This is a genomic window from Pseudomonas sp. D47 (genome assembly GCF_045447305.1).
Taxonomy (GTDB): Bacteria; Pseudomonadota; Gammaproteobacteria; order Pseudomonadales; family Pseudomonadaceae; genus Aquipseudomonas.
This window is the reverse complement of the sequence record NZ_JBJGXU010000043.1, coordinates 1-20,780: the sequence shown is the minus strand read 5'-3', so window position 1 is coordinate 20,780 and position 20,780 is coordinate 1. Positions and strand designations below refer to the sequence as shown.

The 20,780-nt window shown below is 62.2% G+C and carries 14 protein-coding genes; 9 read left to right on the top strand and 5 right to left on the bottom strand.

The features are described 5' to 3' along the window. Positions 1 to 159: 159 nt before the first annotated feature. A complete protein-coding gene (locus ACI77I_RS23050; RefSeq protein WP_406998504.1) occupies positions 160 to 1,968 on the top strand; it encodes a di-heme-cytochrome C peroxidase in 1,809 nt (602 codons plus the stop codon). Beyond that, positions 1,965 to 3,128 carry a catalase family protein gene (locus ACI77I_RS23045; protein WP_406980168.1) on the top strand — a complete coding sequence of 388 codons (1,164 nt, stop codon included), beginning with the start codon at positions 1,965 to 1,967 and terminating at the stop codon, positions 3,126 to 3,128. The genes ACI77I_RS23050 and ACI77I_RS23045 overlap by 4 nt, the downstream gene beginning before the upstream one ends. Before the next feature lie 244 nt (positions 3,129 to 3,372). Here ACI77I_RS23045 and ACI77I_RS23040 read toward each other — a convergent pair whose 3' ends face one another. The 4 genes from ACI77I_RS23040 to ACI77I_RS23025 form a co-directional block, all read right to left on the bottom strand. Beyond that, complete coding sequence (locus ACI77I_RS23040; protein WP_094952117.1) at positions 3,373 to 4,653, bottom strand: MFS transporter; 1,281 nt, start codon at positions 4,651 to 4,653, stop codon at positions 3,373 to 3,375. Positions 4,654 to 4,668: 15 nt separating this feature from the next. After that, positions 4,669 to 5,604 carry a LysR substrate-binding domain-containing protein gene (locus ACI77I_RS23035; protein ID WP_263274809.1) on the bottom strand — a complete coding sequence of 312 codons (936 nt, stop codon included), beginning with the start codon at positions 5,602 to 5,604 and terminating at the stop codon, positions 4,669 to 4,671. Between the two features lie 83 nt (positions 5,605 to 5,687). Further along, a complete protein-coding gene (locus tag ACI77I_RS23030) occupies positions 5,688 to 7,697 on the bottom strand; it encodes a CocE/NonD family hydrolase (RefSeq protein WP_406998503.1) in 2,010 nt (669 codons plus the stop codon). An 85-nt stretch (positions 7,698 to 7,782) separates the two neighbouring features. Beyond that, complete coding sequence (locus tag ACI77I_RS23025; RefSeq protein ID WP_406998502.1) at positions 7,783 to 9,366, bottom strand: BCCT family transporter; 1,584 nt, start codon at positions 9,364 to 9,366, stop codon at positions 7,783 to 7,785. Positions 9,367 to 10,098: 732 nt separating this feature from the next. On the opposite strand from ACI77I_RS23025, the gene kdpF reads away from it, so the two are divergent. The 6 genes from kdpF to ACI77I_RS22995 all read left to right on the top strand — a co-directional run bounded on the left by kdpF (position 10,099) and on the right by ACI77I_RS22995 (position 18,224). Continuing rightward, positions 10,099 to 10,197 (top strand): K(+)-transporting ATPase subunit F, encoded by a 99-nt coding sequence (gene kdpF, locus ACI77I_RS23020; protein WP_053255293.1) that lies wholly within the window; start codon positions 10,099 to 10,101, stop codon positions 10,195 to 10,197. Positions 10,198 to 10,304: 107 nt separating this feature from the next. Further along, entirely contained in the window at positions 10,305 to 12,011 is a 1,707-nt protein-coding gene (gene kdpA, locus ACI77I_RS23015; RefSeq protein ID WP_094953568.1) for a potassium-transporting ATPase subunit KdpA, read from the top strand. A 10-nt stretch (positions 12,012 to 12,021) separates the two neighbouring features. Continuing rightward, complete coding sequence (kdpC, locus tag ACI77I_RS23010; RefSeq protein WP_094953569.1) at positions 12,022 to 12,669, top strand: K(+)-transporting ATPase subunit C; 648 nt, start codon at positions 12,022 to 12,024, stop codon at positions 12,667 to 12,669. 12 nt (positions 12,670 to 12,681) lie between these two features. Beyond that, the gene (gene kdpB, locus ACI77I_RS23005; protein ID WP_406998501.1) at positions 12,682 to 14,751 is read left to right on the top strand and encodes a potassium-transporting ATPase subunit KdpB; all 2,070 of its coding nucleotides are present in this window, start codon (positions 12,682 to 12,684) and stop codon (positions 14,749 to 14,751) included. Between the two features lie 132 nt (positions 14,752 to 14,883). After that, positions 14,884 to 17,535, top strand: coding sequence for a DUF4118 domain-containing protein (locus tag ACI77I_RS23000; protein WP_406998500.1), 2,652 nt, complete (start codon positions 14,884 to 14,886; stop codon positions 17,533 to 17,535). Then, positions 17,532 to 18,224 carry a response regulator gene (locus tag ACI77I_RS22995; RefSeq protein ID WP_242155245.1) on the top strand — a complete coding sequence of 231 codons (693 nt, stop codon included), beginning with the start codon at positions 17,532 to 17,534 and terminating at the stop codon, positions 18,222 to 18,224. The genes ACI77I_RS23000 and ACI77I_RS22995 overlap by 4 nt, the downstream gene beginning before the upstream one ends. Here the strand turns inward: ACI77I_RS22995 and ACI77I_RS22990 are convergent. After that, positions 18,184 to 19,107: a LysR family transcriptional regulator gene (locus tag ACI77I_RS22990; RefSeq protein WP_406998499.1), complete on the bottom strand. Its 924-nt coding sequence runs from the start codon at positions 19,105 to 19,107 to the stop codon at positions 18,184 to 18,186. The two genes, ACI77I_RS22995 and ACI77I_RS22990, sit on opposite strands and share 41 nt — an antisense overlap. Before the next feature lie 105 nt (positions 19,108 to 19,212). Between ACI77I_RS22990 and ACI77I_RS22985 the strand changes: the two genes are divergently transcribed. Next, complete coding sequence (locus ACI77I_RS22985; protein WP_406998498.1) at positions 19,213 to 20,718, top strand: MFS transporter; 1,506 nt, start codon at positions 19,213 to 19,215, stop codon at positions 20,716 to 20,718. The last annotated feature ends 62 nt before the right edge of the window (positions 20,719 to 20,780 follow it).

The window sequence follows — 20,780 nt, the reverse complement described above, 5'->3', positions numbered from 1 at the left end:
GCAGGAAACTTCTGATAAGTTCACGTGTTTAAAAGCATTTTCATTCATTATGAAGGCCCGCGAAGGATCGCGGGACCCGCTGCAACCAGACTGCTGGCCACTTGCCGCACCTGTGACGCAGTGGCATAAGAACGCTACAACTCGACAAGGATAGTTATCTTGCGCATTTTTTCCCGTGTTTTACTCCTGATATTGATAGCGCTCGGCTTGCTCCTGGCCGTGGTGCTCTATTACACCGTCAACCCCAAGCTGCCGGGCTATGTGCCCGTGGAGCAAGTGCACTACCAGGACCAATGGAGTGCCGCCGACCGCCAGACCTACTACTTCACGCCCCAGGGCACCCAGGTAAAAGGCCTGCATTACGCCTGGTTCACCGCCCTGGAACTGCCGTTCTCCGACCAGCGTTTTGCCACGCCCGAGTACCTCGCGCGCTTCGGTTTCTTGGTGGACCCCAAGCAAGTCCCCACCGCACAAAACCCCGGCAACCTGCCAGTGGGTTTCACCCGGCACCAGAACGCCGGCAGCCCGGTTGAATACCTGGACATCACCTGCGCCGCCTGCCACACCGGCGAGCTGCACGTTAAGGGCCAAGCCCTGCGCATCGATGGCGGTTCGGCCCAGCACGTGCTGCCCTCAAGCGTGCCCACGTTGCGCGGCGGCAGTTTCGGCCAGGCGCTGGTGGCCAGCCTGGCCGCCACTTATTACAACCCGTGGAAATTCGAACGCTTTGCCCGCCACGTGCTGGGCGATCGCTACGACGCCGAGCACAACCAACTGCGCCAGGACTTCAAGCAGTCGCTGGATAGGTTTTTCACCGTCGCCTGGAACGACACCCATCGTGGCCTCTACCCCACCGAAGAAGGCCCGGGCCGCACCGACGCGTTTGGCCGTATCGCCAACGCCAGCTTCGGCGACGCCCTCTCCCCGGACAACTACCGAGTCGCCAACGCGCCGGTGGACTACCCCTACCTGTGGGATATCTGGACCTTCAACTGGGTGCAATGGAACGGCTCGGCCCAGCAGCCCATGGCGCGCAATATCGGTGAGTCCCTCGGTGTCGGCGCGACGTTGGATTTCTTCGACAGCGCCGGCCAACCGCTTCAGGGCGATGCACGCTACCCCTCCAGCGTGCGCGTGCGTGACCTCAACCTGCTCGAAGAAACCTTGCAACGCCTCAAACCGCCCACCTGGCCGGAAGACCTGTTCGGCGCTGTCGACAAGCCCCTCGCCGCCCAAGGCCGCGCGCTGTTCTCCGAGAACTGCGCCGGCTGCCATGTGCCCGCCGTCAGCCAGGCCAATGGCCGCCCGGTGCAACAACTGAAAATGCTCCCCGTGGAGTACATCGGCACCGACCCCGGCGCCGCCAGCAACATCGCCGACCTGCGCTATGACCTCAGCGCCCTGCAATGGGACCCGGCGGAACTGGCCAAGCTCAACGTCGAGCTGCACCCCACACCGACCGCACCGCTGGACCTGCACAAAATGTCCGTGGCCCAAGGCCTGGCCTACATCACCGCCTTCGTCGAAGACCACGCCTACCGCGCCGCAGGTGTAACCCCGGCCGAGCGCCAGCGCCTGAACGGTTTCGGCCTGCCCATCGGCGTACGCGAGTTGCGCGCCTACAAAGCGCGGCCATTGGCCGGCGTGTGGGCCACACCGCCGTTCCTGCACAACGGCTCGGTGCCGACGATCTACCAATTGCTCTCGCCCCAGGACGAGCGCAGCACCACCTTCTATAAAGGCACGTTCAACTATGACCCGCGCCACCTGGGGTTTGAGACCGGCGCGTTCAAGAATGCCTTCCTGTTCGATACCCACATCACCGGTAACCACAACAGCGGCCATGAATTCCGTGCCGGCCAGCGCGGTAATGGCGTGATCGGCCGCGGCCTGCTGCCGCAAGAGCGCTGGGCGTTGTTGGAATACCTCAAAGTGCTGGGCGGCCCGCTGGAGCAACAGTTGCCATGATTATCCGATCTCACAAGGAACCTTCGATGCTTGCACGTCTGTGGCTGCGCCTCGGCGCATTTCTGGGTAAAGCCCTGCTGTGGCTGGTGGGCTTGGGCCTGCTGGGCTGGCTGATCGCCACTGCCTGGTTTGCCTGGCAACACAGCGGCCCGGTGTCGCCGGATGAGCAGATCCCACCCGGTGAAGCGGCCATGACCCAGGGCATCATCCAAACGGCGGTGCGCATCGTCGATCAGCACCGCGAAGGCACGCGCTACCTGCGCGATGCCCATGCCAAGGCCCATGGCTGCGTGAAGGCTGAAGTCAGCGTAGTGGCGGATCTCGACCCGGCATTGCGTCAGGGCGTGTTCGCCGAGCCGGGCAAGACCTGGCAAGCGCTGATGCGCCTGTCCAACGGCAACGCCTACCCGCAGTTCGACAGCATCCGCGATGCACGCGGCATGGCGCTCAAACTGCTGAGCGTACCGGGCAAACAGCTGCTGGACGACCAACAAACGCGCACGGAACAGGACTTCGTGATGTTCAGTCACCCGAACTTTTTCGTCAGTGACGTGGCGGAGTACGCGCAGAACATCGGCGCTCAGGCGGACGGCAAGAAGGTCCAGGCATTCTTCCCCAAGGCTGACCCACGTAGCTGGCAGGTGCGTCACTTGTTTATCGCCCTGGCAACGTTAGCCCCCGCACCCACCAGCCCGACGCAAACCACCTACTTTTCGGTATCGCCCTATAAATTCGGCACGGCTAACGCCAAGTTCCGGGTTGCGCCCGACCCACAAAGCTGCCCGGAATACGCATTGCCCGAGCAGAACCAGGACCTGCCGAACTTCCTGCGCAGCGCCTTGAATCAGCAACTGTCGATTGATCGTGCACCGGCTTGTTTTGTGCTGCAGATTCAGCGGCAGAATCCACAGAAATTTATGCCGATCGAAGACACCAGCATTGAATGGAAGGAGAGCGATGCGCCGTATGAGACCGTGGCCAAGGTGCGGATACCCGCGCAGGATTTTGATACGCCCGAACAGAACCTGGCGTGCGACAACCAGTCTTTCAACCCTTGGTTCGGCGTCGCCGAGCATCGCCCCATCGGCGGTATAAACCGCTTGCGCAAGGCGGTATACGAAGCGGTCAGCGATTACCGCCACAGCCGCAACACCCCGTAAATAGTGCGTAACAATGGGCCCGGCGCCGTAAGGTTTGCGCCGGGTCTATTGAGCAGCTTTCGCCGTACCTCTACCGTAATTGCCTACCCCATCACGTAGGAAATCACCGTGGAAAGCTCAACCCTCGGCATGCTCGTACTGACCGTTATCGCCGTATTCGGCACCGCCGCGTTTTGCTTCGAGCACTTGGCTACGCGCCAGCCGCGCAAGAAAAAAGCCAAATAGCTATCAAGCCAAGCAGCCTTCACGGCTTGCTCTCGGGCGCGGGGTCGTTGATCACCAGTTCCTCGGGAATTTCGTCCACCCGAGGGTCGAGTACCACCGCCATGCCCCCCATCGGATGTTCGGGCATGGCCACGTGGTGCAGCGGCGCCCCTTCGACAAGGTATTCACCCGTGACCTTCTTGGGTTGCACACGCCAGATCAGCAACAGCGCACAGGCCGAAAACAGCATGTAAAACGCGCCATGCCCGTAGCTGTTCATCAGCGCGCCGCTGAGCATCGGGCCCAGGCTGGCACCGATGCCGTGGGTGGCGAGCATCATGGCACTCAAGGGCACACGCCGGGGCTGTTCGACGTTGTCATTGGCCAGCGCCACCGCCAGCGGGTAAAGGGTGAACAGCAGCAAACCGCTGAGAAAGCCGAACACCAGCAACAAGGTATACGGCAGTTGCACCAGCCCCCACAGCGGAATCACCACCAGGCCCAAGGCCAATGCGCAGGCGCGAATCAGCCGCGAGCGATCGATGCGGTCCGACAGCCAGCCTATCGGCCACTGGCCACACAGCCCGGCAAAGATCGACACCGCGACAAAGGTACTCGCCTGGGCGGTGCTCAGGCCGTTGCGCGTGGCGAATACCGGGGCCAGCGCATAAAACGCGCCGATCATAAGGCCCGTCACAAATACCGTGGTCAGCGCCTGGGGCACCCGTTGCCAGAAAAACCCCACTTCCAGCGGCGCTGCCACCAGCTTGGCCGGATGCAGGCGCCGGGTCATGGTCACCGGCAACAGGCAGGCGGCAAAGCAGATCGCGACGATCACCAGGGGTTTAAAGTCCAGCTCGGGCCGCCAGATCAACACGCCCTGCCCCAGCATCAGGCCCAAAGACACCGCCACCATGTAGCCGGCAAATACCGCACCGCGCTGGTTGTTTTCCGCCTGCTCGTTCAGCCAGCTTTCGATGACCATGTATTGGTTCATCATCACCAGGCCCATCACAAACCGCAGCACCAGCCAGAACTCCAACTGCTCGAACAGCACATGCAGCAACACGATGATGGTGGCGGCCCCGGCACACGCCACATACGAGCGCACATGCCCGACGCCGGCAATCATGCGGTGGCCGAACTTGGCGCCGCAGACCATGCCGGCGTAATACGCCGCCGTCAGCGCGCCGATCCACACCTCGTTGATGCCCTGGCTGCTCAGGCGCAGGCCGATAAAACTGAAAAACAGCCCGTTGCCGGTGAGCATCAAGATGGTGGCGCTGTACAGCGCAGGAAAGGTCAGGAATGTCAGGCTCATGAGAACAGTCGGTGGTTAAGGGGAGGCATTCAAGCGGCTGGTGTGAGCCAGCAACCATTGGCGAAAACTGCGCGCCGCCGACGGCGGGTTGCGGTGATGAGGTTGCATCAAGTGCAGGCGGCCACGGCTGTGCAGGGTGTGCGGCAGGGCCATTTGCAGGCGCCCAGCGGCCAGTTCACCCGCCAGCAGGCTCTTCCAGCCCAGGGCGACGCCGTGCCCCATGACCGCCGACTGCATCAACAGTTGATAGCTGTTGGTGCGCAGCGCATGGCGCGGGGTGTGGTACTGGGCACCGACATCGGCAAACCAGTCGGTCCAGGTCAGCCAGTCGTTGTGATGGTCCTCAACGATCAGCAAGGTGTGGGCGTGAAGCAAGTGTTGCAGGTCGTGAATCGGCCCGTGACGCTCGATATAGCCAGGGCTGCACACGGTAATCACCTGCTCGCTGTCGAATACCGGCGATAACTCCAGGCCGAGGGGCGCCGGCAGCTCATCGAGGTGATAGAACAAGCCCAGGTCATATTCATTCACATCCAAATGGCTGGGGCTTTCGCTGCACAGAATGCGGATATCCAGGTCTGGGTGCTCGCGCTGAAATTGCGGCAGCAGGCCAGCAAGCCAGATGGTACTGATGGTGGGCGTACTGGCCAGGGTCAACTGGCGGTCGGCACCGCGACGGCGCAACTCGGCGGACTCACGGTCGAGTTCGCGCAACAGGCGCTGCACGGTGCGAAAGTAGCGCAGCCCCGCTGGCGTCAGGCTCAGCCCCAGTGCCAGCCGGTAAAACAGCGGGCGGGCCAGGTCTTCTTCCAGGCGCTTGACCTGTCGGCTGACTGCGCTTTGGGTCAAGTTCAGTTCATGGGCAGCCTGGGTAAAACTCAAATGGCGGGCAGCCGCTTCGAAGGTCTGCAAGCAGTTGAGTGGCGGAAGATCGACGTTTCGGCGCGACATGAATAGCCCCAATAGCAGAAACGGGCCCAGGTTTACCCAGGCCCGTGGAGATCACGTTGGCAAGCATCCTGCCAGTTGCTTACTCACAGCGCGACCCTGGCCACGCGTTTGCTCCATTGCCGACGATGTTCCAGCTGGCCATTTTCCCAGGCCGTCTGTTCCGCTTCCACGTAGAACCACTCGGCGTCGGCGTGCACGCTCAGGCTGCTTTCCACCTCCACGGCCCAGGCATCGCGGCTGACACGGTAATGCCAGTAGATATCGGCACGGGTCGACAGCGGGTCCCAAGGCAACGTGCGGTATTGCTCGGTGCAGCGCTGATCTACAGATAAGCCATGATCGGTAAAGCGCACCGCGCCGAGGTCGTCCTCGATCTTCACACAGACTTCGCCACTGCCCACGTCTTCGATCAAGGTGCGTTTCGGCGCGGCGGCACGCAGGACTTCCAGCGCAGCCGGGGTTGCCGCTTGCGGCGCATCGAATGGGCATGCCACTGCATCGCCGGTAAAGATCGGCAGTTGCAGGCTTTGCAGGCTCGGCAGCAGGGTCAGGGTGGTCAGCTCGCGGCTCGGCCACAGCAACGGGAAACTGGCGGTACTCAGGGCCAAGCGCAAACGGTAACCGGCGGGCAGGCGCATGCCGATATTGTCCAGGTTCAGGTGCACGTCCATCGGTTCGCCTGGCACAACCGGCGTGACGCGGGAAAAGTCTTCGCGAAGCTTGAGATTCAGCACGCCGTAACTGATCTGCGTGACTTGCCCATCCGGCGCCACCGCATTCAGACGCGCCACCAATTGCCCACAGGCGGTGTCACTGGCCAGGCGCAGCGTGAGGCGCGCATCCCCCAACAGCGCCAGGGTTTCGGTCAGCGGCGGGGAGTCGAAGCACAGCGAGTGGGCATCATCGCGGCGCTGGTCCGTCGGCCCGTCGGGGCCAAACCAGATGGCGCAGTATTCGCCCTGATGCAGGCCGGTGGTCAGCGGCGAACAAATGCTGCGCGCAGCGACCAGCGCCTGGTTGCCGGGGTTGAGGCCGCGCTCATCGAGGCTGAAATCGGTCCACTGCACCTGCGGGTCCGGCCACCCGGACGTCTGCACCCAGATGCCCGGCCGCTCAGCATAACTGCCCTTCGGCGACAGAATGTCCTGTAGGTAAAAAGTGCAGGCAGCGTCATCCATCACCCCATTTTCGATGCCCTTCAGCCAGTGATCCCACCATCTTTTTGCTTCTTGCAGGAAGCCGATGGCCGGATTGGGCACGGCGAAATGCGGATACTTGTGAATCCACGGGCCAATCATGGCTTTCTTCGGCCCCGGCAAGTGCTCCATCATGCGCGACACCGTGTTGCGGTAGGCATCGCCCCAGCCGCCCACGGCGTAGACCGCCGCCTTGATCTTCGAGTAGTCCTCGCACACCGAACCGTGGCGCCAGTAGTCATCGCGGGTCTGGTGATGCAGCCAGGTTTCGGCGAGCAGCGGCATGGCCTCCAGGCGTTGCTGCCAGAGGGTTTTCCAGGCGTCGCCGACCAGCACCGGGTCGGGCACCGCAGCGCTGAAGTTGAGCATCGTCGCGGCCCAGCCGAAGTTCTCCATCAGCAGGTTGCCGCCTTTGTAGTGGATGTCGTCGCCATACCGGTCATCGGTGGAGCACAGCGTGATGATCGCCTTCAGTGCCTCGGGCTGGCGTGCCGCCACTTGCAGGCCGTTAAAGCCGCCCCACGAGATGCCCATCATGCCGACGTTGCCGTCGCACCAAGGTTGCTGGCACAGCCAGTCGATGACTTCGAGGGCGTCGTCCTGTTCCTGCAGCAGGTATTCGTCGGCCATCAGCCCCTGGGATTCGCCATTGCCACGCATGTCCACGCGCACACAGACATAGCCCTGGCCCGCCATCCACGGATGGGTCAGCGCATCGCGCACCGCAGTGCCGTCGCGCTTGCGGTACGGCAGGTATTCCAGGATTGCCGGGAAGGTCTGCCCACCGGCGATATCGGGCAGCCAGATGCGCGCGGCCAGTTGGGTGCCGTCCTTCAGGGGGATCAGGCAATGCTCGATTTCACGGACCTTGTAGGCAAATTCGGTAACGATTTTCATCGGTAACTCCAACACATTTATTGCGAACAAACGGCTCCCCTGCGCTCGGCAGGGAGCGCGCAGGGAGACACACAGGATTCATGCTTTAGCGGGCAAATTCCGCAACGGGGCTCGCACCAAGTGAGCCGGGCTCGGCGGCCGGCTGCAGGCTTTTCACATCGAGCAGCGCCGGGTCCTTCAGCCAGAAGATCAGCGAGGTACTGGCCAGCAGCACCAGGATCATTCCGGGTAAGCCACCGAGGTTGGAGAGCATTTTTACCCCGTCGATGCCGACAAAGGCGACCATCACCCACGACACCGTGCCAATGATCACGCCCCACACAATCTTCAACATTGGGTTGCCGTCCAGGTCGGAGTCGGCGGTCACACCTTTGCTGCACAGGTTAGCGATCACATCGGTGCTGGAGTCCGCTGCCGTCACAAATGTGATGAACGCCACAAACAGCAGGAACGCGATCATCACGCCGCTGGCCGGCAATTGCTGGAACATCTGGTACAGCACGTGCTCCACGCCCTGCTCGTTCAGCACCCGGTTGAGGCTGCCCTCGCCCACAGCGTCGAAGTACAGGCTGGTGCCGGAGAAGATGCAAATCCAAACCGCAGTGAACAATGCCGGGTACAGCATGTTGATATGGATGAACTCACGCACGGTGTAGCCACGGCCGATCTTGCCAAGGAACATCGCACTCACCGGTGCCCAGGCAAACCACACCGACCAGTAGAACACCGTCCAGCTCTGCGGCCAGGTGTCGCCACTGGCGGTGCCGGTGAACAGGCTGCGGCTGAAAAAGGTGTCGAGGTAAACGCCCAGTGATTCCACACCCAGGCTGAACATGTACAGGGTCGGCCCGCACAGCAGCACGAACAGCCCCAGGGCCAGCATGATCCAGGTGTTCAACGACGACAGCCTCACGATGCCACGCTGTAAGCCGCTGGCCGCCGAGGCGACAAAGGTGAGCACAATGATCGCGATGATGATCGCCAGGCGCAAAGGCGTGGTTTCACCGCCGATGTATTGGCTCAGGCCGCCCGACAAGGTCAGCGCGCCCGTGCCCAGGGACGAGGCCATGCCGGCCACCAGGGCGAACATCGCCAGGGTGTCGATCAGCCCTGCGTAGCGCCTGACCCGTGCTTCACCCAGCAGCGGCTCAAGCATGGCGCCGATAGAGAAATGACTGCGACGGTTATAGAACACCAGCGCAAACACCAGCGAAGGCACCAGGTAAATGGCATAGGGCGTGAGGGTCCAATGCAGGAACATCGTCGACATGGCGAAGCTTTTTGCGGCGCCGCTGCCCGCTTCGATCGGCAGGCTGCTGGGCGGCCCGTACAGGTGATAGAGCGGCTCGGCGGTGGTCCAGAACAACACACCCACCGCCAGCGTGGTGCACAGCGCGACCATGAACCAACGCCATTTGCTCAGCAACGGCTGGGCGTCTTTACCTCCAATGCGCACCGTGCCCAGGGGCGAGAGATAGACGATAGCGGTCAACACCACCATGGCAAACGCGCCGGCACTGAACAGCCACGAGAAGTTCTTGAGGATCACACTGTTGAGCTGTTTGCTGATCGCAAGGAATGCATTCAGGTCAATGTAGCTGGCGATCACCGCCGCCAGCAGAATCAGAAACGTTGGCCAGAACACCCACGCACGTAAAGGATATTTCATAGATTGCCATTCCCCTTGCAGACTATTTTTATCGCCTCGAAAGGCTATTAGAGAGCGGGCACTGCAGCGTCCTGCTGCCGGAAGCCCGCCTGGAAGTCTTCGCGTGGCTATAGATAACCGTTTAAGCGGCAAGTGACGCAATTGACCAATGAGCATGGGGGTATTCCCCCACGTCATGACGCCCCGGCACAGTTCAGTTGATCTTCGCTGCTATGAGCATTGCGCTCCAAGTTACCGAACAGTGCGCAGCGCGCGGGTGCCTTAATCCGTAATGGGCGCGCGCCCGTGACCGCCAAATCGCTGATCATCCGTAAAGAATGCGTATAAATAGCCTATTCGCCATAACGATTACGTCGCCTCTATTGAGCAACTAACCCCGCACCCTCTACCGTCACGTCCTGCCCTAATCACCCGTAGGAAGTCATCGTGGAAAGTTCAACGTTAGGCATGGTCGTCCTGTCAATGATTGCGCTCTTCGGCACCGCTGCGTTTTGCTTCGAGCACCTCGCCACCCGTGGCGAAAAGAAAAAGAAAGCCAAATAAGCTGATCAGCGAAATCAGCAGAACCCCAGACTTTCAAGGGATACCCCAGCACCGGGCTATCCCTTGTTTTCGTTCGCCCGGCAAAAACCCATCTATATACCGTCTTAATACCGCCCCCCGTAATCAGTGCCCGAGCTTGATACCCAAGCGCTTAACCTCGCCGGCTTATTCAACAAGGGGAGTTACACCGTGCTCACACTGACCTTCATTTATGTCGCCAGCGGTTTATGTGCCGTCGGGCTGTTCGCTTACTTGGGCTACGCCCTCATTCGCGCCGAAAAGTTCTAGGGAGCTCGCCATGTACGACGTGATGTTTATGGGCCTCTCCCTGGTGTTCTTTAGTGCGACTGCCATGGCCATTGTCGCCATGGGCAAGATTTGAACGGAGCCACGACATGTTAAGCACTTTGCTGGAATTTGCGCTGGTCCTGGGGTTGATGACCGCGCTCGCCGTGCTGATGGGCAAGTGGCTGACCCGGGTATTCACCGGGACCCACCACGCCCTGCCGGAACGCGGTACCTATCGCCTGCTGGGCATCAACCCGTTAGAGACCATGGGCTGGGCCCGCTATGGCTCAGCGTTGCTGCTGTCGAACGCGGCAATGATGCTGCTCGGCTATATCGTCCTGCGTTTGCAGGCGGTGATGCCCATCAACCCGCTGGGGCTGGCCGCACAAACCCCGGACCTGGCGTTCAACACCGCCGCGTCCTTTATTACCAACACCAACTGGCAGGCGTACTCGGGCGAAACCAGCCTGTCGAACTTCAGCCAGATGGCGGTCATCACCTTTCTGATGTTTGTCGGTGCCACGTCCGGCGTGGTCGCGGCGGCAGGTTTTATTCGTGGATTGAGCCGTTCGAGCTCAGCCGATATCGGCAACTTCTGGGTCGACTTCACCCGCACCCTTTACCGGGTGATGCTGCCGCTGTGCGTGGGCATGGCGCTGGTCTATGTGTGGCAAGGCATGCCGCAGACCTTCGCCTCTCAAGCCTTGGCAACGACGCTTGAGGGCGCGCAGCAACAGTTGATTGTCGGCGCAGTCGCCAGCTTTGAATCGATCAAGCATATCGGCACCAACGGCGGCGGCTTCTTCAGCATGAACGCCGCGCATCCGTTCGAAAACCCGACGCCGCTGACCAACATCCTGCACATCCTCAGCATGCTGTTGATCCCGTCGGCACTGACCTACACCTTTGGCAGCATGCTGGTGCAACGCCGTCAGGGCTGGGTGTTTTTCGGCACCTTCCTGGTGATGTTTATCGGCTTCCTGGCGCTGGTGTATGGCGCCGAGCAAACCGGCAACCCACTGCTGACCCAGGCCGGCGCCAACCAGACGCTGTCGATCGAGCAAAGCGGCGGCAACATGGAAGGCAAGGAATTGCGCTTTGGCATCGCCGACAGCAGCCTGTTTATCGCCACCACCACCGCTGCCACTACCGGCTCGGTCAACACCATGCATGACTCGCTGACGCCCATGGGCGGCTTCGTGCCGCTGGCGCAGATGATGCTCAACTGCGTGTTCGGCGGTGACGGCGTGGGCTTTATCAACCTGATCCAGTACGCGCTACTCACCGTGTTCCTGGTGGGCATGATGATCGGCCGCAGCCCGGAATTCCTCGGCAAGAAAATCGAGGCCCGCGAGATGAAACTGGTGATGCTCTCGGTGCTAGCGCACCCCATCAGCATCCTCGGTTTCACCGCCCTCGCCGCCCTGTGGCCGGACACCCTGGCCAGCCTCAACAACCTCGGCCCCCACGGTTTCAGCGAGGTGCTCTACGCCTACACCTCGGGCACCGCCAACAACGGTTCGGCGTTTGCCGGGCTGAACGCCAACACGCCGTTTTTCAACACCACCATTGGCCTGGCGATGTTGATCGGACGCTTCTTCACCATGCTGCCGATGCTTGCCGTGGCCGGTTCCCTGGCGATGAAAAAGACCGTACCGGCCGGCGCCGGCACCATCCCCACCGCGACCCCGCTGTTCATGCTGCTGGTGGTGTTCGTGGTGCTGGTGGTCGGTGGCCTGACCTTCTTGCCGGCGCTCGCGCTCGGCCCGCTGGTGGAGCAACTGCAGTTGCTGTCCGGCCAGACGTACAACTAAGGACATGTTGATGACGACTCAATCGATATTCAAAGGGCTGCTGCGTCCGGTGCTGGTGTCGGCGGTGTTTTTCATGCTGCTGACCGGGCTGGCGTACCCCGCCTTCACCACCCTGGCCGCGCAACTGTTGCTCCCGTATCAGGCCAATGGCTCGCTGATTGAACGCGACGGGCTGGTGATCGGCTCGGCGTTGATCGGCCAACACTTCACGAAGCCTGAGTACTTCCAGGGCCGCCCGAGCATGACCCTCGGCGCCGATCCGCAAGACCCGAGCAAAAGCATTTCGCAGCCGTACAACGCCGGTTCCAGCGGCGCCAGCAATTTGGGCCCGACCAGCCAGAAACTGCTGGACCAAGTGGCGGCGCGGGCCAAGGCCTATCGCCAGGCCAACGGCCTGGCCGCCGATGCCCAGGTGCCAGTGGACGCAGTCACCGCCTCCGCATCGGGCCTCGACCCACATATCTCGGTGGTCAACGCCCGGCTGCAACTGGCCCGAGTAGCGCGCCTGCGGCACATCCCCGAAGCCGAGCTGCTGCAACTGCTCAACGACCACACCGCCGCGCGCACCCTCGGCTTGCTTGGCGAGCCACGGGTGAACGTGCTGCAACTCAACTTGGCGCTGGATGCACGTCAGCCCTCTATTGCGGTCAGTGAGTAAGAGATTGCCCTCATGAAGAATGCTCGTTTACCCCTGTTTGACCGACGCATCGTGCTCACCGCCGGCGTCGATGCGTTGAAGAAACTGCTGCCCCAGGCCCAATGGAAAAACCCGGTGATGTTCGTGGTGTACCTGGGCAGCATCCTCACCACTCTGCTGTGGTTCCAGTCCCTGGGCGGCAAGGGTGAAGCGCCCAGCGGTTTTATCCTCAGCATCACCTTGTGGTTGTGGTTCACCGTGCTGTTCGCCAACTTCGCCGAAGCCCTGGCCGAAGGTCGCAGCCGCGCCCAGGCCGCCAGCCTGCGCGGCATGAAACGCCAGACCCTGGCCAAGTTGCTGCAGCAGCCGCGCCACGGTGCGGCCTGGTTGCCGCTGGAAGCCAGCCTGCTGCGCAAAGACAACGTGGTGTTGATCGAAGCCGGCGACCTGGTGCCGCTGGACGGCGTGGTGATTGAAGGCGTGGCCTCGGTGGATGAAAGCGCAATCACTGGCGAATCGGCGCCGGTGATTCGCGAGGCCGGTGGCGACTTTTCCTCGGTCACCGGCGGCACGCGGGTGCTGTCGGATTGGCTGGTGGTGCGCATCAGCGTCAACCCCGGCGAATCGTTCCTGGACCGCATGATTTCGATGGTTGAATCGGCCAAGCGCCAGAAGACCCCCAACGAAGTCGCGCTGACGATTTTACTGGTGGGCCTGACCCTGTTGTTCCTGCTGGTGATCGCCACGCTCAGCCCTTACTCGATTTTCGCCGTGGCCATGAGCGGCAGCGGCAGCGTGATCAGCGCCACGGTGTTGGTGGCATTGCTGGTGTGCCTGATCCCCACCACTATCGGCGGCCTGCTCTCGGCCATCGGCGTGGCGGGCATGAGCCGGATGATGTCGGCGAACGTCATCGCCACCTCCGGCCGTGCGGTCGAGGCCGCGGGCGATGTCGACGTGTTGCTGCTGGACAAGACCGGCACCATCACCCTGGGCAATCGCCAGGCCAGCAGCTTTTTGCCAGCACCGGGCGTGAAAGAAGCCGAGCTGGCCGATGCCGCGCAGCTCGCGTCGCTGGCGGATGAAACCCCAGAAGGCCGCAGCATCGTGGTGCTGGCCAAACAGAAATTCGACATCCGCGCGCGGGACATCAACGCCCTGGGCGCCAGCTTTGTGCACTTCACCGCGCAAACCCGCATGAGCGGCGTAGACCTGCCCGAAGGCCGGGCGATTCGCAAAGGCGCGGCGGATGCGATTCGCAGCCATATCGAAGCCCAGGGTGGGAGTTTCCCGGCGGCGTTGCAGGCCAAGGTCGATGAAGTGTCACGGCGCGGCAGCACCCCGCTGGTGGTGTGCGACGGTGCCAAAGCGTTGGGCGTGGTAGAGCTCAAGGACGTGGTCAAAGGCGGCATCAAGGAGCGCTTCGCCGAACTGCGGCGCATGGGCATCAAGACCGTGATGATCACCGGCGACAACCGCCTGACCGCCGCCGCGATTGCGGTGGAAGCCGGGGTGGATGACTTCCTCGCCGAGGCCCGCCCGGAAGACAAGCTGCAACTGATCCGCGACTACCAGGCCCAGGGCAAGCTGGTGGCCATGACCGGCGACGGCACCAACGACGCACCGGCGCTGGCCCAGGCCGACGTGGCGGTGGCGATGAACAGCGGCACCCAAGCGGCGAAAGAGGCCGGCAACATGGTCGACCTCGACAGCAACCCGACCAAGCTGATCGAAGTGGTCGAGGTCGGCAAACAGATGCTGATGACCCGTGGCGCCCTCACCACCTTCAGCGTGGCGAATGACGTGGCGAAGTACTTCGCAATTATCCCGGCGGCGTTTGTTGCCACCTACCCGCAGCTCGGCGCGTTGAACATGATGCACCTGAGCAGCCCCAACTCGGCGATTCTCAGCGCGGTGATTTTTAACGCGCTGATCATTGTCGCGTTGATTCCGCTGGCGCTGCGCGGGGTGACCTACCGCGCGATCGGTGCGGCGGCGTTGCTTAACCGCAACTTGCTGATCTACGGCCTGGGCGGGGTGTTGGTGCCGTTCGCCGGGATCAAGTTGATCGACATGCTATTGACCGGATTAGGTCTCGTGTAGCACCGAAGCCCAATGTGGGAGCTGGCTTGCCTGCGATAGCGGTGGGTCAGCTAGCCCTGTACTGACTGACTCGCCGCCATCGCAGGCAAGCCAGCTCCCACAGTTAAATGTGTTGTATTCAACAGGAATGACATGCCCGCATTAAACGATGACCGCCCCGACCCCGACGCCCTGCTGGCACGGGTACAGCTGGAAGAACAGGCCGCCTTGCGCGGCAAATTGCGTATCTACTTCGGCTCCAATGCCGGGGTGGGCAAGACCTGCGCCATGCTCGCGGCGGCGCAACGCGAAGTCGCCCTGGGCCGTGACGTCCTCGCAGGCGTGGTGGAAACCCATGGCCGCGCCGAGACCGCCGAGTTGCTCGACGGCCTGGAACAACTGCCCCGTGCCGCCCTGTTGCACCGCGAGTTCGCCCTCAGCGAATTCGACCTCGATGCTGCCCTGCGCCGGCACCCCACCGTGGTGTTGGTGGACGAATTGGCCCACAGCAACGTGCCCGGTTCGCGCCACCCCAAGCGCTGGCAAGACGTTGAAGAACTGCTCAGCGCCGGCATTGATGTGTGGACCACCCTCAACGTCCAGCACCTGGAAAGCCTGAATGATCTGGTCAGTGGGATCATCGGCATTCGCGTACGCGAAACGGTGCCGGATCATGTGTTCGATAACGCCCACGAAGTGGTGGTGATCGACCTGCCGCCCGATGATCTGCTGCAACGCTTGAAGGACGGCAAGGTGTACCTGGGCCCACAGGCGGAGCGCGCCTCGCGGCATTTTTTCCGCAAGGGCAACCTGTTGGCATTGCGTGAGCTGGCGCTGCGCCGCACGGCCGACCGCGTCGATACGCAAATGCGTGTGTACCGCCGCGAACGCTCGATCAGTACCTTGTGGCCGGCCCGCGAGCGGCTGTTGGTTGGCGTGGCGGGCGATGCCGGCGATGAGCGTCTGGTGCGCGAAGCGGCGCGCCTGGCGCAAAAACTCGAAGCCGACTGGATCGTGGTGCACGTGGCCGCGCACCAAGGCCGCGGCGCCAGGCGCTACCTGACCGCGATGAAAACCTTGGCATTGGCCGCCGAATTCGGCGCCGACACCGCGACGCTGCCGGGCATGGACGTGGCCGAGGCGCTGGCCGCCTGCGCCCGCGAGCACAACGCCAATCGCCTGGTGCTCGGCCACCATCCACGCCAGACGTGGCGGTTCTGGCACCAGTCGGTCAGCGACCGGATCAGCCGGCACCATCCGCAAATCGATCAGATCGTGATTGCTCATGGGCTGTTGCCGGGCAAGCCGCCGCTCATCGAAAAAACTGCACCGGCTGCCGGTACAACGCTGGCGTATCTGTGGGCCAGCCTGGCGTGTTTCGCCGCCAGTGCCGTCGCCGCCCTGCTGCTGCAGGTGTTCGACCTGGCCAACGTGGTCATGCTGTTTTTGCTCACGGTGGTGCTGGTGGCCCTGCGTTTAGGGCGCGGCCCCGGCGTATGGGCGGCGATGCTCGCGGTGCTGTGTTTCGACTTCTTTTTCGTGCAGCCGCGCTACTCGTTCACCGTCAATGACACCCAGTATTTCTTCACCTTTGCATTGATGCTCGGCATCGCCCTGATCACCGGGCAACTCACCGCGCGCCTGCGCCACGAAGCACGCACCGCCGCCGCCCGCGAACGGCGCGCCACCTCATTGGCGCGGCTGGCCCGCGACCTGTCGGCGGCGCTGACCGTGGAGCAAATCAGTGAAGTGGCCCTCCGCACCTTCAGCGGCGTGTTCGAAGCGCGGGTCGGCCTGGCGCTGCCGGATGCCGCCGATGGCGTGCACAGCGTGAGTGCCAGCGGGTTGCCGATCGACGACAGCATCGCCCAATGGACCTACGACCATGGCCAAGCCGCCGGCCACGGCACCGACACCTTATCGGCGGCCAAGGGCTGCTACTGGCCGCTCAAAGCGCCGATGCGTGTACGCGGCGTACTGGTGCTGGAGCTGGCGCAGAGTGAACGCTTGAGCGACCCGCAGGAACGCCGGCTGCTGGAAGCCTGCATGAGCCAACTGGCGATTGCACTGGAGCGCGTGCACTTCGTCGAAGTGGCGCAAAGCACGCTGGTACAGATGGAAGGCGAGAAAATGCGCAACACCTTGCTCGCGGCGATTTCCCACGACCTGCGCACACCGCTGACCACACTGATCGGCGCCGCCGACACCGCCCTGCCCCATGCCCCGCCCGGTCCGCTAACCGAATTGCTCACTGGCATTCATGAACAGGCCACCTCCATGCAGCGGCTGATCGAAAACCTGCTGGACATGGCGCGCATGCAGGAACGCGGTGTGCGCCTGAACCGCCAATGGCATTCGCTGGAAGAAATCGTCGGCAGTGCGCTGCGCCAACTGCGTGAGCCACTGGCGCGCCACCGCCTAAACACCACACTGGACCCGCAATTGCCGCTGGTGGAAATCGACGCGCTGTTGATCGAGCGCGTGCTGGTCAACCTGCTGGACAACGCCGCCAAGTACACCCCGCCGGGCACCCGCATTACCGTCGCGGCGCGCGCCGTTGCCGACACCATCGTGCTTGAGGTCAGCGACAACGGCCCAGGCAGCGCCCCGGCCAATCTGTTCGAACCCTTCACGCGCGGCCAGCAGGAATCGTCCGTCGCCGGCATCGGCCTGGGCCTGGCGTTGGCCAAACGCATCGTTGAAGCCCATGGCGGGCGCATCGAAGCCAACCCCGGCCACGCGGGCGGCATGCACTTCATCATTATCTTACCGGCGGGCACCCCGCCGCTTATGGAAGCCCTATGAGCACTGCACGCATTTTGATTGTTGAAGACGAAGCCAATATTCGCCGCTTCGTCGGGATCGCCCTGCAAGACGAAGGCTTTCAGGTGTTTGAGGCCGACAGCGTCAAACGTGCGCTGATCCATGCCGCCAGCCGTCAACCGGACCTGGTGATCGTCGACCTCGGCCTGCCGGACGGCGATGGCAAGCAACTGATCAGCGAACTGCGTGGCTGGCTGGCCGTGCCGATTCTGGTGCTGTCGGCGCGTGATCGCGAGGAAGAAAAAGTCGCCGCCCTGGACGCCGGGGCCGATGACTACCTGACCAAGCCGTTCGGCGTGCCCGAGTTGCTCGCCCGCATCCGCGCGCAACTGCGCCGGCATGGGCAGACCGGCGCCGTGGCGGCCACCAGCAAAGTCGCGTTTGGCGAGATTGAGGTCGACCTTGCAACCCATGAGGTATGGCGCCAGGGGCAGCCGGTGCACCTCACGCCCATCGAGTACCGCTTGCTCTGCGCGATGATTCGCGGCCAGAGCCGTGTACTGACGCACCGTCAATTATTACTGGAAGTGTGGGGCCTGGATTACGTGGATCGCGCGCACTATTTGCGCGTGCACATGGCGCACTTGCGGCAAAAACTAGAAGCAGATCCGGCACAACCGCAGCATTTTATTACCGAGTTGCAGGTGGGCTATCGGTTGATGGGGGTGTGAACAGATGCTCGGCGGCAAAGTCCACAAACACGCGGATTTTTGGCGACAGATGCCGACTGGACGGCCACAGCGCCCAGAACTGGCCCTCGTCATCAGCGTGCCCGTCCAACACGGTTTCCAACTGTGCTTGAGCCAGCGCCTCACGGGCCAGAAAGTCCGGCACGTAGGCAATGCCATGGCCATCAATCGCCGCCCTGAGCATGGCTTCCATATTGTTCAAGGTCAGTGCGGTGGGCAGGCGCAACTGAGTGATCGCCGGGTTGGCGGATAAGCTCCAGTCCATGATTTTGCCGGTGGTAGCGAACCGATAACGCAGGCATTGGTGGTGTTCAAGATCACTGAGGGTTGCTGGGCGGCCATTAGCCCGCAGGTACGTTGGGGGCGCACACAGTACAAACCTGAACGGCCCGAGCTTACGCGCCATCAGCGTCGAGTCGGCCAGGCCGCCGCTGCGGATCACCACGTCGAAACCCTCCTCGATCACGTCCACTAGGTGGTCGTTGAAATCCAGTTCCAACTCAATCTCCGGATAGGCTTGCCTGAATGCGAGCATATGGGGAAAGAGGAAGCGATAGCCGATGGTGGGCAGGCTGACCCGCAGCTTGCCACGCGGTGCCTGCATGGCATGGGAGAGCATGGCGCGGGCGTCCTGCAGGTCATCGAGGATTTTGCGACTGCGCTCATAGAACAGCTGGCCCTCGGCGGTGAGGCTGACTTTGCGAGTACTGCGGTGCAACAGCCGCACCTTCAGTTCGGCCTCCAGCTTGGCGACGTTTTTGCCGACCGCCGAAGCGGAAATACCCATCGCCCGGGCAGCCCCGGTAAAGCTGAGGGCTTCTGCCGTTTTGACGAAGGCGACCACACCGTTGAGATTGTCCGCCACGTCATTGCATCCTTTTAGTCCGCTATGAGCGGAATGTAAGCCTGTTTATCGATGATTACATCCTAATTAGAGTCTTTATCTCGATAGATCAACGGGACATTCCCCATGAACGCAGCAAACCACTCCACGCATGGCCGCTATGCGATCTTGGCCGCGATCTGCCTGGCGGCCCTGGTGCTGCCCATGAGTTTTACCGGAGGCGCGGTGGCCACGCCCTTTATCGGTCAAACCTTCGCAGCCCATCCCACACCGCTGGCGTGGATCACCAACGCATTCATGCTCAGTTTCGCCAGCCTGTTGATGGCCGCCGGAACCCTCGCTGACCGCTATGGGCGCAGGCGTTTGTTCTTGTGGGGAATGGCGCTGTTCAGCCTGGTTTCCCTGCTGTTGGCCGTGGTGCCGGGCATACTCTGGCTGGATATATTGCGCGGGGTGCAAGGCGTTGCAGCGGCGACAGCATTAGCCAGCGGCTGTGCGGCATTGGCCCAGGAATTTGACGGCCATGCCAGAACGCGCGCCTTCAGCCTGCTGGGCACGACCTTTGGCGCCGGCCTAGCGTTTGGCCCGCTGCTGTCAGGGTGGCTGATCGAACAATGGGGCTGGCGCGCGATTTTCCTCGCCACCGCCTTGCTGGCCGGCCTCTCGCTATTATTTGCCGCGCCCACAATGCGTGAGAGCCTCGACCCGTACGCACTGCGCCTGGATGTGGCCGGGGTGTTGACGTTTTCAGCCATGCTGGTGAGCTTGACCACGGCGGTGATCCTGTCACCGGAACAGGGTTGGAGCTCCTTCACGACCCTCTCTTTGCTGGTGGCGACGGTGGTGTTTTTACTGGCGTTTATCCTGGTTGAAAACCGCGCAAGCCAACCGATGTTGGACCTGCGGCTGTTTCGCTTTGCGCGCTTTCTTGGCGTGCAGTTACTGCCGATTGGCACCTGTTACTGCTACATCGTCTTGATTGTGCTGCTGCCGCTACGGTTTATCGGTGTGGAAGGTGCCAGTGCATTTGACGCAGGCTTGATGATGCTGGCGCTGTCGGCACCGATGCTGGTGGTGCCGATCATTGCCGCGACGCTGACGCGCTGGCTGTCGCCCGGCCTGTTGTGTGCCATTGGCCTGCTGATCGCGGCAGCAGGTCTGTACGGGTTGAGCCGGGTCGAGGTCGGCCAGCCGCTGCAGGCTGTGGCCGCGATGCTGGTCATTGGGATGGGTACGGGGTTGCCGTGGGGTTTGATGGACGGCCTGGCAATCAGCGTGGTGCCAAAAGAACGCGCAGGCATGGCGGCAGGGATTTTCAATACAACCCGGGTCGCCAGTGAAGGTGTAGCGCTGGCGATCACCATGGCGGTGTTGAGCGCGTTGATCGCGCAGCATCTACCAGCGAGTACTGCTCAGGATGTTTTAGTGGTTGCCCAGCAGTTGGTCATGGGTGATGCCCGACACGCCAGTACGAACATTCCACTGGATGTGCTGCGCACGGCTTACATCGCCGGGTTTACTACGTTGCTGCAATTGTTGGCCGGGCTCACCTTGCTTACCGCGGTGGTGGTGTGTGTGTTCTTGGGCCGACGCGATGTCGCGCCGATGCGCGCCGTTGAGTCGCCCTGCTGAATCGCAGGCAAAAAAAAGCCCGCTCAATGAGCGGGCTTCTTGTGGTGACCTGGCGTTCAGCG